General features: G+C 60.4%; 15 protein-coding genes. 2 read left to right on the top strand and 13 right to left on the bottom strand.

Annotation, left to right across the window (positions count from 1 at the left end; translation table 11 throughout):
* Positions 1-12: 12 nt before the first annotated feature.
* Positions 13-810 carry a hypothetical protein gene (locus FHT93_RS30585; protein WP_246781764.1) on the bottom strand — a complete coding sequence of 266 codons (798 nt, stop codon included), beginning with the start codon at positions 808-810 and terminating at the stop codon, positions 13-15.
* A 58-nt stretch (positions 811-868) separates the two neighbouring features.
* Positions 869-1,876, bottom strand: coding sequence for a linear amide C-N hydrolase (locus tag FHT93_RS30580; protein WP_246781768.1), 1,008 nt, complete (start codon positions 1,874-1,876; stop codon positions 869-871).
* 282 nt (positions 1,877-2,158) lie between these two features.
* On the opposite strand from FHT93_RS30580, the gene FHT93_RS30575 reads away from it, so the two are divergent.
* Entirely contained in the window at positions 2,159-2,326 is a 168-nt protein-coding gene (locus FHT93_RS30575) for a hypothetical protein (protein ID WP_183850967.1), read from the top strand.
* A 10-nt stretch (positions 2,327-2,336) separates the two neighbouring features.
* Here FHT93_RS30575 and ubiA read toward each other — a convergent pair whose 3' ends face one another.
* From ubiA to cml, 9 genes are all read right to left on the bottom strand, one after another.
* Positions 2,337-3,251, bottom strand: coding sequence for a 4-hydroxybenzoate octaprenyltransferase (ubiA, locus tag FHT93_RS30570; RefSeq protein ID WP_183850965.1), 915 nt, complete (start codon positions 3,249-3,251; stop codon positions 2,337-2,339).
* A 125-nt stretch (positions 3,252-3,376) separates the two neighbouring features.
* Positions 3,377-3,730: a VOC family protein gene (locus FHT93_RS30565; protein WP_113118057.1), complete on the bottom strand. Its 354-nt coding sequence runs from the start codon at positions 3,728-3,730 to the stop codon at positions 3,377-3,379.
* A gap of 100 nt (positions 3,731-3,830) precedes the next feature.
* Positions 3,831-5,651 carry an ABC transporter ATP-binding protein gene (locus FHT93_RS30560; protein ID WP_183850963.1) on the bottom strand — a complete coding sequence of 607 codons (1,821 nt, stop codon included), beginning with the start codon at positions 5,649-5,651 and terminating at the stop codon, positions 3,831-3,833.
* A 223-nt stretch (positions 5,652-5,874) separates the two neighbouring features.
* Positions 5,875-6,639: a DUF4239 domain-containing protein gene (locus FHT93_RS30555; RefSeq protein ID WP_112544595.1), complete on the bottom strand. Its 765-nt coding sequence runs from the start codon at positions 6,637-6,639 to the stop codon at positions 5,875-5,877.
* A 62-nt stretch (positions 6,640-6,701) separates the two neighbouring features.
* On the bottom strand, positions 6,702-7,493 hold the full coding sequence (locus FHT93_RS30550; RefSeq protein ID WP_183850961.1) for a sulfite exporter TauE/SafE family protein: 792 nt from the start codon (positions 7,491-7,493) through the stop codon (positions 6,702-6,704).
* Positions 7,494-7,568: 75 nt separating this feature from the next.
* The gene (gene argC / locus FHT93_RS30545; RefSeq protein ID WP_183850960.1) at positions 7,569-8,492 is read right to left on the bottom strand and encodes an N-acetyl-gamma-glutamyl-phosphate reductase; all 924 of its coding nucleotides are present in this window, start codon (positions 8,490-8,492) and stop codon (positions 7,569-7,571) included.
* An 80-nt stretch (positions 8,493-8,572) separates the two neighbouring features.
* Positions 8,573-9,526 carry an agmatinase gene (speB, locus tag FHT93_RS30540; RefSeq protein WP_112544589.1) on the bottom strand — a complete coding sequence of 318 codons (954 nt, stop codon included), beginning with the start codon at positions 9,524-9,526 and terminating at the stop codon, positions 8,573-8,575.
* On the bottom strand, positions 9,516-9,884 hold the full coding sequence (locus FHT93_RS30535) for an antibiotic biosynthesis monooxygenase (RefSeq protein ID WP_112544587.1): 369 nt from the start codon (positions 9,882-9,884) through the stop codon (positions 9,516-9,518). The genes speB and FHT93_RS30535 overlap by 11 nt, the downstream gene beginning before the upstream one ends.
* Positions 9,885-9,989: 105 nt before the next feature.
* Positions 9,990-11,183: a CmlA/FloR family chloramphenicol efflux MFS transporter gene (gene cml / locus FHT93_RS30530; RefSeq protein WP_183851126.1), complete on the bottom strand. Its 1,194-nt coding sequence runs from the start codon at positions 11,181-11,183 to the stop codon at positions 9,990-9,992.
* Between the two features lie 272 nt (positions 11,184-11,455).
* Here cml and FHT93_RS30525 point away from each other — a divergent pair, with 272 nt between their 5' ends.
* Entirely contained in the window at positions 11,456-11,833 is a 378-nt protein-coding gene (locus tag FHT93_RS30525; protein ID WP_018114577.1) for a VOC family protein, read from the top strand.
* Positions 11,834-11,886: 53 nt separating this feature from the next.
* Here the strand turns inward: FHT93_RS30525 and rpsI are convergent, their stop codons facing one another.
* Entirely contained in the window at positions 11,887-12,360 is a 474-nt protein-coding gene (gene rpsI / locus FHT93_RS30520; RefSeq protein WP_018114578.1) for a 30S ribosomal protein S9, read from the bottom strand.
* A gap of 3 nt (positions 12,361-12,363) precedes the next feature.
* Positions 12,364-12,828, bottom strand: a complete 465-nt coding sequence (gene rplM / locus FHT93_RS30515) for a 50S ribosomal protein L13 (RefSeq protein WP_018114579.1) — start codon at positions 12,826-12,828, stop codon at positions 12,364-12,366.
* Positions 12,829-13,171 lie beyond the last annotated feature (343 nt).

Here is a 13,171-nt window from a genome sequence, read left to right as displayed (position 1 = left end):
GACGATCGTCAGCTAGAATCTGTAAGTCATGCCGAGCACCGGGCCTTTCAGCGTGGTGTCGAACACGTGGCCGTCGGACTCGTAGTCCACATCGAGGATCTTGTACCCCGCTGAAACTGACAGGCGATCGGTGAAGAGGTAATTGACCGTGGCGAGCGCCTGCCATGTACTGTCTGATCCGGCGCCGAAGCCGCCGAAATCGGCCTGAGCCTGAATGGAAAGTTTCGGCGTGATGGTGAAGAAGGTGCGGAAGCCGATGACCGGATCGACCCAGCCGAAATCCTCGCCATAGCTGCGCCGGAAGGCGCCGTAATTCACGGTCAGGTCATTCGAAATGTGCCATATCCGCACCCCGGCAAGCACGTCGAAGGTCACGTCCTGCCCGTCATAAACGCGGTAGCCGCCCTTGATCGTTGCCTGGAATTCCACCGTATCGACATCGGCGGTCAGTCCCGGCGTTGCACCGACGACGGGCAGTGCTCCGATCGCGTGGCTGTCGGTCGTATCGACGTACATGAGATCGCCGGATAGCACGAAGCGGTCGTACCGGCCCCAGACATCGAGAAAGCCTCCGAAATTCAGGTCCTCCATGATGTCGGAGAAGGACTTTTCGACCGAGAGGGTCGGCGCACGCCGGAAGGGAGAGATATCGCCGTCAATTCCCGCTGCCCAGAGATAGGGTGTCACTTGCAGCGCCCATCCGGGCGTATTGCTCTCGACGGGTACCGGCGGCTCGGAAGCGTCCTGCGCACATGCGTCCGCCGCTGCCCCCGAAACCAGCACGCCGGCAATTATCATCCGTCTGATCATCCACCAGCCCTCTCACGCAGTCGGAGATCGCTATTCATCCGCCCTCAGGCGGGCGCCATCAGAGACCTTGGAAAGGAAAGGGCTCGGCGTCCTTGAAATCGGCTGTCGCGTCCCCCGCAAAAGTATGTGCCTGATCGGCACCGAGATCGAGCCTCTTCACCTTGCCAGTTTCCTTGGAGAAATCGATCTTCTTCAGGTCGACCCAGAACGTATTCGGCGTCATCGCGGACTCGAAGAAATAGAGATCCCTCTTGTGGTCGAAGACGGTGCGCCACCGCGTCGACGACAATTCCGGCTGATCCTGCGCCGATATGCCGAGCGGAACAGAGACGTTCCTGATGACACCGAAAACGCTCGCCAGCGTGCGGTCGGGTTCGCCGCTCTGGGGGATGGCCTTGATCAGGAAGGAGGCGCGGGCAAAGCGGTCCGCCGCGCGGCTGGTTCCCGGAAGGAAGACCGTGCCGCCGATACCCTCCCAGTAGGTGTTGAGCGCCAGTTGCTCGTCGTAGGTAGGGGAGTTGGTCATCACCTGGTACTGGCGGCCGTGATGGATGATCTGTTTTCCGTGTACATATTCCACAATGGCGCTGTCACCGCTGGAATCAGAGAGCGACAGATGCAGGGTTGTCAGCCTGTTTTGCCCCGGCACATTATCGGTCACGATCGTGAAGGGCTCTTTCTCCAGTGCTGCGACCGCCTCACTCACCGTCGCGAAATTGTCGAGCGCATATTGCGCCCAGGCCGCAATCGTCAGGCCCGGTTTGCTGCCGGCGTCGAATTTCGGATATTCGGATTCCGTCAGCCAGAGAAGATTGGCGACGAGACCGGCCTCATTCGCCCCGTCTGTAGTCGATACGTCATAGCCGGTCGCCACCACCGACCCGTATTTCGCCGTCCAGCTGATGGAATTCGGCCCGGCCTCTCCGCTGCGGGATATGCCGCGCGGCAGGATGTAGAGGTTTGTGCCGATATCGTATTTCCAGTCCATCGACCGGGCGGTAATGACATTGCCGCCTTCCCCGAGGTAGACCATGCGGGTGCAGGCATTCGCCTGGTAGGGCGTCATCACCTGAATGCCAATAAGCGCAATTGCTGCAAAACGTCCCAGAATATTCGATTGCATGATCGCAAGTCCCCGGCTGGATCATTCAAACAACAGGCGCCATTGGCGCCTCTATCGCACGTTGCGTTTTGAATATGCACGCTTCCCGCGCTTATCTCAACTTGGGAATCGGCGTTCAGAACGTATGCCCTCAGGCAGACAGCCTCGCGGAAGAGTGAACGAGATCAAGGCCATGACGTGCTAAGCTGAAGGCCGGCCAAAGTATGATCTACGTAGGGGGCTCGAATGAACCGATTTCGCACATTCATAATGGCAGGCGCGCTGATCACGCTTTCTGCGATCGCCTCGGGCTGCACATCGACGGCGCAATACGACTACGGCGAGGATACATCCTTCAACCCGGCTTGCGCCGGTGGTTTCCGTCCCAGCGATAATCGTCCCTGCTCTTATTGAGCCGCCAGGTTCACCAGGTTCCGATAAGGGATGAAGCTGCCAGCAATAGCCCGGTCAGAATATTCGCAAGGAACAAGCGGTAGTTCACATCGGGGCGGGCAAGGTCGATCCGCCGGACTTGCCACGCAAGGTGTGCGGCTATGACGAGCATTCCAAATGCGTAGGGCAGGGACATGCCGGATAACCAGCCACCGACCGACCAGGCAGCAATCGTCGATACATAGAAAAGACCGATAATGCGCTTGCCGCGCTCGCCGAACAGGATCGCCGTCGATTTCAATCCGAGCCGTGTATCGTCTTTCACATCGACATAGGCATAAACGGTGTCGTAGCCGATCTGCCAGGCGATGGCTCCCGCCCACATGAGGACGGCGCCGGCGGGAATCGCGCCGGCAATTTCCGCCCAGGCCATGAGCATGCCCCAGTTGAAGGCTGCGCCGAGCACTGCCTGCGGCCAATGGGTAAAGCGTTTGCAGAACGGATAGACGAACACCAACGGCAGAACGCAAAGGGCAACGAGCCGCGTATAGGGCGTCAGGAACAACAGGAGGGACGCAGCCAGGGCAAGTTCGATAGCGAGAAAGGTCACTGCCTGACCGATGCCGATCTGCCCGCTTGCCAGAGGCCGGAAACGGGTGCGTTCGACATGGCCGTCAAATTTCCGGTCGGCGATATCGTTGATCGTGGAGCCGGCGCTTCGCATCAGCAGGGCGCCGAGCGTGAAGACGGCAAGCTGCCGGACATCGGGCAGGCCATGAGCAGCCTGAAACAGAGCCGCCCAGCATGGAAACAGCGTCAGCCAGATTCCAACCGGGCGATCGAGCCGCGCGAGCCTCGTGTAAGGTCGCCATGTGCCCGGCAACAGCCGGTCCACCCAGTCGCCCTGATGAATATCACTCAAGTCCGGGCGGTTTGACGTGTTCATGGCGTGATCCGGTTATTTTCGAAAATTCTCAATGAAAGCAGGTATTTCCTGCCTTGGACTGGCCTTTGCAGACTAGAGGTTTTCGCAGGCGTTGCAATGATCGGCCCTGCGTCAGACCGACCCATTCAGCCTGCGTGAGAAAGGATATTCAAAAGCTTGCCGCTGGGGTCGCGAATATAGAAGCGCCGTACGCCCCAGGGCTCGTCGGCCGGCCCGTAGACGATCTGATGCCCGCCTGTGACCGCGCGCCGATGGACTTCGTCAAGATCATCGACCTCGATCGAAATGTCGGGCACTGCGGTTCCCGATCCACCCTCCGTCGCGATGCCGATCTGGGTGATTGCGCGCCTCTCAGACGCAAGGGTGACGATCCAGCCATGATCCATCACGACGTCGAGATCGAACAGCTCGGAATAAAAGTTGCGCACTTCTTCGATGGAAGCGGCGGCGATATTCGGAACGATGCGCAGCACTGTCATGTTGTTCCTCCCTCTGCGTGAAGAGAAATAGCACCTGGTCGATCTGCGGAACAGTTCGGGCCTATCCGCCGAACCATTCCGCATGTCATATTCAGAGGCCTCAAATGCTCGCCTGCAGCCCATAGAGATTGGCATAAATGCCGCCGCTCTCCATCAGTCTGTCATGATTGCCTTCTTCGGCGATACCGTCGCCGGTAAGCACCAGGATACGGTCGGCATGGCGGATCGTCGAAAGCCGATGGGCGATCACGAGTGTGGTGCGCCCTTTGGCGAGCGTCAGGAACGCCTGTTGGACAGCGCGCTCGCTTTCATTGTCGAGCGCGCTCGTCGCCTCGTCGAAGATGAGGATGGCAGGGTTCTTGAGGAAGGCGCGAGCGATGGTCAGCCGCTGGCGCTGCCCGCCAGACAGCTTTACGCCGCGCTGGCCGATATCGGTCTGATAGCCCTGCGGCAACGCCATGATGAATTCATGTGCGTGAGCCGCGCGGGCCGCAGCTTCCACCTCTTCGTCTGTGGCATCCGGGCGACCGTAGCGGAGGTTGTCCGCCACAGTTCCGGCGAAGAGATAGACATCCTGCTGCACCACGCCGAGGTGCCGGCGCAGTGAGGCGAGCGTCACATCGCGAATATCGGTGCCGTCGATTTCGATCGAGCCGTCGGTGACATCATAAAAGCGGGGAAGCAGCGCGCAGAGCGTGCTTTTCCCCACACCGGACGGGCCGACGAGCGCAACGAATTCGCCCGGCCGGATGGTCAGCGACAGGTTGCTAAGCACCTGCGCCCCGTCATCATAGCTGAAATCGACATTCGACAGCCTGATCTCTCCCTTCGGCGTATGCAACGCGCGCGCCGAAGGACGATCCACCACGTCTGGATCGATCTCCAGGATCTCCATCGCCCGCACGAAGCCGGTGTAACCCTCCTGCCAGAGCCGGGCGAGGTTGGCCATCCGCTTGACCGGATCGACGAGGACGCCGACGCAGAGCAGGAAGGTGAGGAGATCGGCAATGGTGAGTTCCGCCGCAAGGATGCGCAATCCGCCGAGGATGACGACCAGAAGCGTGATGATCTGGGCGAAGGTCTCGGCGCCGGCGGAAAACCAGGCTTCGCTGCGGTAGCCATCGGCGCGGCTTTCGAGGAAGCGCCGGTTCAGGACGGCAAAGCGTCTCCGTTCCAGGTCCTCATTGGCGAAGGACTGGACGACGCGGATGCCGGCCAGTGCATCCTCGACCCTTTCGTTGACGGCGGCGATCTCCTGCTTGCTCGCTTCGAGAGCGCGGTTCATGCGCCTGTTGAAGTGCAGCGCATAGGCCACTGCAAATGGCGTCAGCAGAAGGATCAAAAAGGCAAGCTGCGGATCGATGAAGAACAGGACCGTCATGGCCCCGCTATATTTCAGGAAGGCGATCAGCAGGTCTTCCGGCCCGTGATGAAAGAGCTCACCCAACCAGAAGGAGTCGCCGACGATGCGGCTCATCAATTGGCCGGTGCGGTGCCGGTCGTAGAAGCCGAAGGATAGTTTCTGGCAGTGGTCGAATAGTTCCTGCCGGATATTCGCCTCGATATGCGCACCCATCATGTGGCCGCGATAGTCGACGAAGAAGATCGCGCCTGTCTCGATCGCGACGATGGCCAGCATGACGCCACCCATGCCGAGGATCTGCCAATAGGCCGAAGCGGTATCGGTGAGCACGATGAGATGGCTCATGACGATATTGGCGCAGAGCGGCAAGGCTACTGCGGCAGCAGCAACCACGACGGCACAGGCAATATCGGCCATGAGCAGCGGAAGATGCGGCCGGAAATAGGACAGGAATTTGCGCAGGCGCAACTGGCGCCCGTTGTGGGTTTGCGATGCTGATGAGAGGTTGTGGTTATGACGCCGCGGGTTTTTCCTCGCGCGTGAAAGCAAACTGGACATGAAGACGGATATCCTGAGTGTTGATCTTGTTTTTCTGGTTGCTCAGGATCGTTTTCATCAGTGCCTCCCATCGGCGTGAAACCAGGGGCTGTGCGCCTTTCAAGCGGCACGGCCTTGCTGACAGCGTGCCGCTTTTACCGCAAAACGCTGCGAAAGGCGACAGTCTTTTTGTTCTGACGCGTGACAGCGGCAGGCTTGGGCCAGATCTTCGGGCCATTTCCGCTCACGGATCGGGCCCGCTGATTTCCTCCTGCAAGCGCTCGAAAGCCGTTGGAAACAGCGTCGCGGGTGGGCTGTACGGATTGGAGAAGGCGTATATGAAGAAAAGGATGATGCCGGTAAAGATGCCGAAGATCGATAGCAGCAGCAGGTTGCGGCCATCGGGCGCGTAGGGGTAGTAGCCGATCGCGGTGAAGATCACGCCCGAAACCGCGGCAAACCAGAAGATCAGGCTGATGGAGTCGGTGCCGCTGTTTTCCCTTCGGTCGCGGGATTCCGAGATCATATGTATTTCCGCGAGCATGTGGCTGCGCAGGCTCTCCTGCTTGGCATTGGCAGGTACCAGTTCGAGAATCCTCAGATAAGCGTTGTTCCATTGGTCCCAGGCGGCCGAAGAGAGTTCGCCGGTGCGCCCGAGTTCACGCCATTCCTGCTCGATGACGATGCGGACATAATCCTTCAGCGCCTTCTGGATTGGTCCCTGCGCCTCCGGCCCAAAACGCTCGGCATCATAGAAGACATCGCCGACCGCGTTGCTTTCCACCGTACTTTCTGTTCGCAGGGCCTGGTATTCGATCATTTCCTGCGCAAAAACGAGGGCGAGGATGAGTGCATGCAAGCTGGCGATGCGGGTGATGACCGAACTGGCCAGTTCCCTGTCCCGTCCGCCTGGGTCACCGCCCATAACCAGATGCATGATGTAATAGGCCGCAAGCACCGTTGCGGTCGTGCCTCCAATGATGGCAATGCCGATCAGAACCGACGCCATTTAGCTCCCCTCATATGGGAGAGTGTAAGGCTTTCATATCAGACGGGCAATCATGTCGGGGGCTACCGAAGCAGACTGTCGAACACAGGCATGCCGCCGATCGCCGAGGCTGCGATCAGAATGTAGCAGGTCACGCGGAAGGTGCTCTCCTTGGCGAACCCGAACAGCTTCGAACCGCCCCAGAGGCCGGCGGCATAGGCAGGCAGCGTGACGATCGTAAGCGCAAAAACCGTGGAGACGAACAGCCCGCCGAAATAATAGCTGACGAAGCTGAAGACCGTGGAGATCGAAAAGTAGAGGATGACGTTTGAGCGCACACGCGTGAAGTTGCTTTTACCACCAAGCCAGTAGGCGACGACAGGCGGGCCGCCGAGCTGTGCCGCGCCGCTGAAGAGACCGGCAACAAGGCCGATTGCTGCGCTGAGCGGAGCGATCGGCTTGCCATGATAGCGCCAGCCGGAGACAAGCAGCGCGAGCAGGCAGATGGCGATCGCCGAGATGATCCAGCGCAGCAAAAGCGGGTCCATGAGCGCCAAAACTGCCGTTCCCGTGGGAACACCGAGAGCGGCGCCTGCTGCCATCGTGAAGACCTCGCGCCTGTCCGCGCCGCGCCATGCGCCCGGGATCATGCCAAGCGTCGCAAGCCCGTCGATGACGAGCAGCACAGGGGAGGTGAGCTTGGGCCCGATGACGGCACCGGCAAGCGGAATGAAGATGAGTGCGGCGCCGAAACCGGAAAACCCGCGCGCAAGGCCGGCAACGAATGCGAAGATGATCAACCCGGGGATGCCATGGTCGGGCAGCGCGGCGTCAAACCAGGCGCGCAGGCCAGCCATCAGCGCTTCCAGCGTCATCGATGAGGCTCCGTATTTCGGGGGAGAGACAGGGCAGGAGGCCCTGTCTAACGCAACTGCCTGATATGCCCGATATCAGGCGCCCAGCATCAGGTCCATGTTCTGCACTGCGGCGCCCGAAGCGCCCTTGCCGAGATTGTCATAGACCGCGACGAGCAGCGCCTGCGCAAGATCGTCATTGGCAAAGACGTGCAGGCGCATGCGGTTGGTGTTGTTGTAGATTTCCGGGTTGAGTTCCGGGGTGCGCTCTGACGTCTCCAAGGGGGCAACCTCCACGAAGCCCCCGATGCCGGCATAATAGTCGGCGATCGCTGCATGCAGCTCACCACCCTTCGGCACCTTGGGCAGATGCGACAGCTGTAGCGGAACGGTGACCACCATGCCCTGCGCGAAATTGCCGACAACCGGCTGGAAGAACGGCACGCGTCCGAGTTTGGCATAGCGCTGCAGCTCCGGAAGGTGCTTGTGCTTGAAGCTCAGGCCATAGGGCATGTATTCGGGCGCATCTTCGCCCTTGGCGACGTAATCCTCGATCATCGTACGGCCGCCGCCGGTATAACCGGAAATGCCGTTGACCGTGACCGGGAAGTCGGCAGGCACGAGCCCGGCTTCGATCAGCGGGCGCAGCGTGGCGATCGGCCCCTGCGGCCAGCAACCGGGATTGGCGACGCGCTTGGCCGAGGCGATGACGCCCGCCTGCTCCTTGCTCATTTCCGGAAAGCCATAGGCCCAGCCTTCGGCGACGCGATGCGCCGTCGAGGCGTCGATCACCTTTGTGCGATCGTTCTCGATCAGACTGACGCTTTCCTTGGCGGCATCGTCAGGCAGGCAGAGGATGGCAATATCGGCCTCGTTGAGCAGCGCGGCGCGCACCGCCTTGTCCTTGCGGCTTTCGGCCGGGATCGACAGCAGCTCAAGATCGCGGCGCTCCGCCAGACGCTCGCGGATCTGCAGACCCGTCGTTCCAGCTTCGCCATCGATGAAGATCTTTGCTGCCATGATTATCCTGCACTTTCAGTGAGTTCGGATTGTTTCCGGAATCAGTTTGCCATGAAGTTGAATCAATTTGATAACAGCAGTCATCCTGCCGTCGCGCGCCGTTCGGCGTGGAGGCCCAGCATATACATTGCGACCGTCGCCCCCGCAATGGCGGTGATGTCGGCATGGTCATAGGGCGGAGAGACTTCGACGACGTCGGCACCGCGGATATCGAGCTGTTTCAGCCGCTGCAGCACAGAAAGGATCTTTGCACTGGAAGGACCGCCGGCAACCGGCGTGCCGGTGCCGGGTGCAAAGGCCGGGTCCAGGCAGTCGATATCGAAGGTCAGATAGGCAGGCGAGCCCTTCGTATGCGAGATGATCGTCGAAGCGATATCCGATGCGCTCATCTCTTCGACCTGATGGCCGTAGACCAGGTGGATGCCGAAATCCTCTGGCGCATGCGTACGGATGCCGATCTGGATCGAGCGGTCAGGATCGATGAGGCCGGCGCGGACTGCACGGGCCACGAAGGAGCCGTGATCGATACGGCGCTCGTCGTCCAGCCACGTGTCCTGATGCGCGTCGAACTGCACGAGCGCCAGCGGGCCGTGGCGATCGACATGCGCCTTCAGCAGCGGCCAGGTGACGTAATGATCGCCGCCGAGGGTGAGCAGGAAGGCGCCGCTGTCGAGAATGGCGCTCGCTTGCCGCTCTATGGCTGCAGGCGTATCCTGATGATTGCCGTAGTCGAGCAGGCAGTCGCCGTAGTCGATGACGGCCATCTCGGCGAAGAGGTCGCGCTGAAACGGATATTGCGGATCGTTGTCGAAGATCGCCGACGCACGGCGGATCGCCTGCGGCCCGAAACGCGTGCCCGGCCGGTTGGAGGTCGCGGCATCGAAGGGAATGCCCCAGACGACGGCATCAGCTCCTGTCAGATCCTTGGTGAAACGGCGGCGCATGAAGGAGAGCGCGCCGGCAAAGGTCGGATCGGAGGCGGCCGATGTCAGGCTCTGCGCCGTGAAGGCATGGTCGATGGTCTTATTCGCCATGGGAAGCTTGCTCCTCTGCGGTAAAGTCATAGGCGCGTTCTACCCGCGCAATGCGAACCTTATATTGCTTGTACCAGCGCTCACGGCCGAGGCGCTGGGCGGCGAGATGGTTTGCGACCTGCTTCCAGGCCTTCAGGCTTTCCTCGTCGGCCCAGTAGGAATTGGTTATGCCGAAGCCATCGGCATCCCGCGCGCTTTCGGCCCCAAGACAGCCCGGCTGCTGCAGCGCGAGCTCTGCCATCCGGTCTGCCATGGCGCCATAGCCATTGTCGCCCTCGGTGCGAACGGACGAGAAGGTCACGACGTAATAGGGCGGTTCGGGCGTGGTGGCGAAGGGTGAGGGTTTGGCAGAGGGCATGATCGGATTCCTTGTCTCTGAAGGAAGGGGTAGGCGAGCTTCCTCCAGATTTCAAGGAATCACATTTCAAGCCAGGCGGCGGATCTTTTCCGCCGCCCTTTGGCATCAGCTGCGAGCGCGGATGCGCCACAGTGCAAACAGGGTGATAATACCCAACACCGTGCAATAGCCGGCGAGTGGCCATGCCGTATTGCCGTCCAACAGCAGCACAAAGAGCGTGCCGATGCAGCCGACGATCAGGCTCTCGACACAGAAGTAGAGTGCAACCGCCGTTCCTGCTGTTTGGCCAAAGGCCGCCAGCGCCCCGTTTGCCGTAACCGCGGTCGTCAGCACGATGCCGACGGCGATCACCCACATCGGCAGGACGAAGCTGGCGAACGAGGGGGCAAGCAGCACCTCGCCGAGGCCGAGGAGCAATGCGCCGACAAGAAGCAGGCCCATGCCGCGGGCAAGGCTGCCGGCCATTCCCCATCGCGCGACGAAGCGGCCGGCAAAGCGTGCGGATAGGATCATCACCGCTGCCGCCGTGGCGAAGGAAAGGCTGAAGGCGAGACCCGAAAAGCCGGCATGATCGATCAACACCCGAGGTGCGATGGAAAAGAACACGAAGAAGGCGCCCATCGCCGCGCTGAAGCCTGTCGTGTAGGTCCAGAAATGCGCATTCGTCAGGATTGAACGCATGCTGATCGTTGTCGCGGCTGATGCCGCAGGCCTTGTTTCGTGCCAACCTCTCAGAGCGTTGAGGACCGACGCAAGCATCAGTCCCCCGAGCAACAGGAAGATGGCGCGCCAGCCGGCATGGTCGGCAATCACGGCGCCGGCGATCGGTCCGAGCGCCGGCACGAAGGAGAGGATCGCGCCAAGCAGGCTGTAGATGATGGCGCCTTCCGGCCTCGCTGCGTAGACATCGCGCACTGTTGCGAAGGTCGCTACAAGCGCCGCCGACGCGCCGGCGGCCTGAAGCAGGCGCAGCACGACGAACAGTGCGGCCGACGAAGTGGCTGCGAGCAACAGCGAAGAGATCGCAAACAGCAGCGCGCCGCCAAGCAGCACCGGACGCCGGCCGATCCGGTCCGACAGGGGTCCGAAGAGCATTTGTCCGGCGCCGAGAATGAGCATGTAGAGACTGAGGGTCAGTTGAACGACTGTCGCCGATGTGCCGAGTGCTTCGGGCATCGTCGGAACGACGGGGAGGTAGATGTCCATGGCAAGCGAGGCCAGGATATCGAAGGGCGCCAGAAGCAGCAGCGCTGCCGGCAGGGAGCAAGTCCAGTTCCTGTTTTGGGAAGGCATAGCTATTCATCCGCTCGAATGAGTTCATCCGGCGGCGATCTGCCTTCTCATCGCAGTCTGGATTGATTGGACAGATGCCGCAACAACTTCAAAAGGTTGCTGCGGCCCATCTGTCTGCGGACGGGGTGGCTCCCATGTCAGGTCCTGTCTTGTCCGGTCTGAAATCTGACGTCGCTTTAACAGCCGGCAGTACCGGCGACAATAGGCGAGTGGCGCGTTGACTTCGCAAACCGCTTCCAAGAAGCTGCGCCGACTAAACCAGGAAGGAGCCACGAGCAATGTTCGACCACATTTCAATCGGGGTAAAAAGCCTCGATAGATCGCGCCAGTTTTACGATGCGGCACTGGCGGCGCTCGGCTATGAACGGCTGTCGAATTTCGACGGAACGATGGGATACGGCACCGAGAGGCCTGCCTTCTGGGTGAGTGAAGTGGAGCGCCCGGTGCCGGCCGATCGCGGCTCGGGGCTGCATTTCTGCTTCGTCGCCACGAGTGAGGAGGCCGTCAACGCCTTCTATGCCGCAGCACTTGCCAATGGTGGCGAGGACAATGGCGCACCGGGCATCCGCCTGGACTATAGCCAGTTCTATTATGCCGCCTTCATCATCGATCCTGATGGATATCGGCTGGAAGCCTTCTTCAACAAGCCGGAATAAAGAAAAGGCCGGGCGAAAACCCGGCCTTTCCATGAAAGCATGTCCGAAAGCGATTAGCGCTTCGAGAACTGGAACGAACGGCGGGCCTTGGCCTTACCGTACTTCTTACGTTCGACGACGCGGCTGTCGCGGGTCAGGAAGCCACCCTTCTTCAGGACCGAGCGCAGGCCCGGTTCGAAGTAGGTGAGGGCCTTGGACAGACCGTGGCGAACAGCACCGGCCTGGCCGGAGAGACCGCCGCCTGCGACGGTTGCAATGATGTCGAACTGGCCGTCACGGGCAGCAGCAACGATCGGCTGGCGCAGGATCATCTGCAGAACCGGACGTGCGAAATATTCCGCGAATTCCTTGCCGTTGACGATGATCTTGCCGGAGCCCGGCTTGACCCATACGCGGGCAACGGCGTTCTTGCGCTTACCGGTCGCGTAGGAACGGCCAAGCGAGTCGACCTTGCGGACGTGAGCCGGAGCAGCAGCTGCTACTTCAGTCGACGTGCCGAGATCCTTCAGGGAGGAAAGGTCAGCCATTTATCAGGCGCTCCTTACGTTCTTCTTGTTCAGCGAGGCGACGTCGAGGACGGACGGCTGCTGTGCTTCGTGGGGATGGTTCGGGCCGGCGTATACACGCAGGTTCTTCATCTGGCGACGGCCGAGCGGGCCGCGGGGAACCATGCGCTCAACAGCCTTCTCGAGGACGCGCTCCGGGAAGCGGCCTTCGATGATCTGGCGAGCAGTACGCTCCTTGATGCCGCCGGCATAACCGGTGTGCCAGTAGTAAACCTTGTCGGAATACTTCTTGCCGGTGAAAACGACCTTGTCAGCGTTGATGACGATAACATTGTCGCCGTCGTCAACGTGAGGCGTGAAAGTTGCCTTGTGCTTGCCACGCAGACGCATAGCGATAACGGAAGCGAGACGGCCAACGACGAGCCCTTCGGCGTCGATGACGACCCACTTCTTCTCCACCTCTGCAGGCTTCTGGGAGAAGGTTGCCATAGTTGTTACTCTCTCTTGGATCCCCGTGCCCGAAGGCGATGGGGCGTTTCTTGTTGCTTGGTTGGTCGGTCGTAAGACAGACCAAAAAAGAAAGCAGCCCGCAAAGGCTGCATTTCCGGCGCGGCTTATAGCGGCAATCGATAAGCCGGTCAATACAAGCCATTCTGGCGACTGGAAAAATAGTATAGAAAAAACAACGGGTTAAACATGAGGTATAGTGATACCTCACTTTAGTGCGCCCGAAAACAGGAAGTTTCGCATCCGCAAAGTCCCGCACTGTCGTATTCGGCTCGAAATCGCCCCACCCTTGTGGCACAAGGACGGATACAGACAGCACAGGAAC

This window comes from Rhizobium sp. BK379, from assembly GCF_014193955.1.
In the GTDB taxonomy this organism is placed as follows: Bacteria; Pseudomonadota; Alphaproteobacteria; order Rhizobiales; family Rhizobiaceae; genus Rhizobium.
The sequence above is the reverse complement of the archived record's forward strand: the minus strand, read 5'-3'. Positions and strand labels throughout refer to the sequence as shown.

Excerpts from the sequence above, each read along its gene's own strand:
- rpsI (WP_018114578.1), bottom strand. The coding sequence starts at position 12,360 with ATGGCTGACCTTTCCTCCCTGAAGGATCTCGGCACGTCGACTGAAGTA.
- FHT93_RS30525 (WP_018114577.1), top strand. The coding sequence starts at position 11,456 with ATGTTCGACCACATTTCAATCGGGGTAAAAAGCCTCGATAGATCGCGC.
- FHT93_RS30565 (WP_113118057.1), bottom strand. The coding sequence starts at position 3,730 with ATGACAGTGCTGCGCATCGTTCCGAATATCGCCGCCGCTTCCATCGAA.
- rplM (WP_018114579.1), bottom strand. The coding sequence starts at position 12,828 with ATGGCAACCTTCTCCCAGAAGCCTGCAGAGGTGGAGAAGAAGTGGGTC.
- FHT93_RS30535 (WP_112544587.1), bottom strand. The coding sequence starts at position 9,884 with ATGCCCTCTGCCAAACCCTCACCCTTCGCCACCACGCCCGAACCGCCC.
- speB (WP_112544589.1), bottom strand. The coding sequence starts at position 9,526 with ATGGCGAATAAGACCATCGACCATGCCTTCACGGCGCAGAGCCTGACA.
- FHT93_RS30550 (WP_183850961.1), bottom strand. The coding sequence starts at position 7,493 with ATGACGCTGGAAGCGCTGATGGCTGGCCTGCGCGCCTGGTTTGACGCC.
- FHT93_RS30560 (WP_183850963.1), bottom strand. The coding sequence starts at position 5,651 with ATGTCCAGTTTGCTTTCACGCGCGAGGAAAAACCCGCGGCGTCATAAC.
- FHT93_RS30555 (WP_112544595.1), bottom strand. The coding sequence starts at position 6,639 with ATGGCGTCGGTTCTGATCGGCATTGCCATCATTGGAGGCACGACCGCA.
- ubiA (WP_183850965.1), bottom strand. The coding sequence starts at position 3,251 with ATGAACACGTCAAACCGCCCGGACTTGAGTGATATTCATCAGGGCGAC.
- FHT93_RS30575 (WP_183850967.1), top strand. The coding sequence starts at position 2,159 with ATGAACCGATTTCGCACATTCATAATGGCAGGCGCGCTGATCACGCTT.
- FHT93_RS30580 (WP_246781768.1), bottom strand. The coding sequence starts at position 1,876 with ATGACGCCCTACCAGGCGAATGCCTGCACCCGCATGGTCTACCTCGGG.
- argC (WP_183850960.1), bottom strand. The coding sequence starts at position 8,492 with ATGGCAGCAAAGATCTTCATCGATGGCGAAGCTGGAACGACGGGTCTG.
- FHT93_RS30585 (WP_246781764.1), bottom strand. The coding sequence starts at position 810 with ATGATCAGACGGATGATAATTGCCGGCGTGCTGGTTTCGGGGGCAGCG.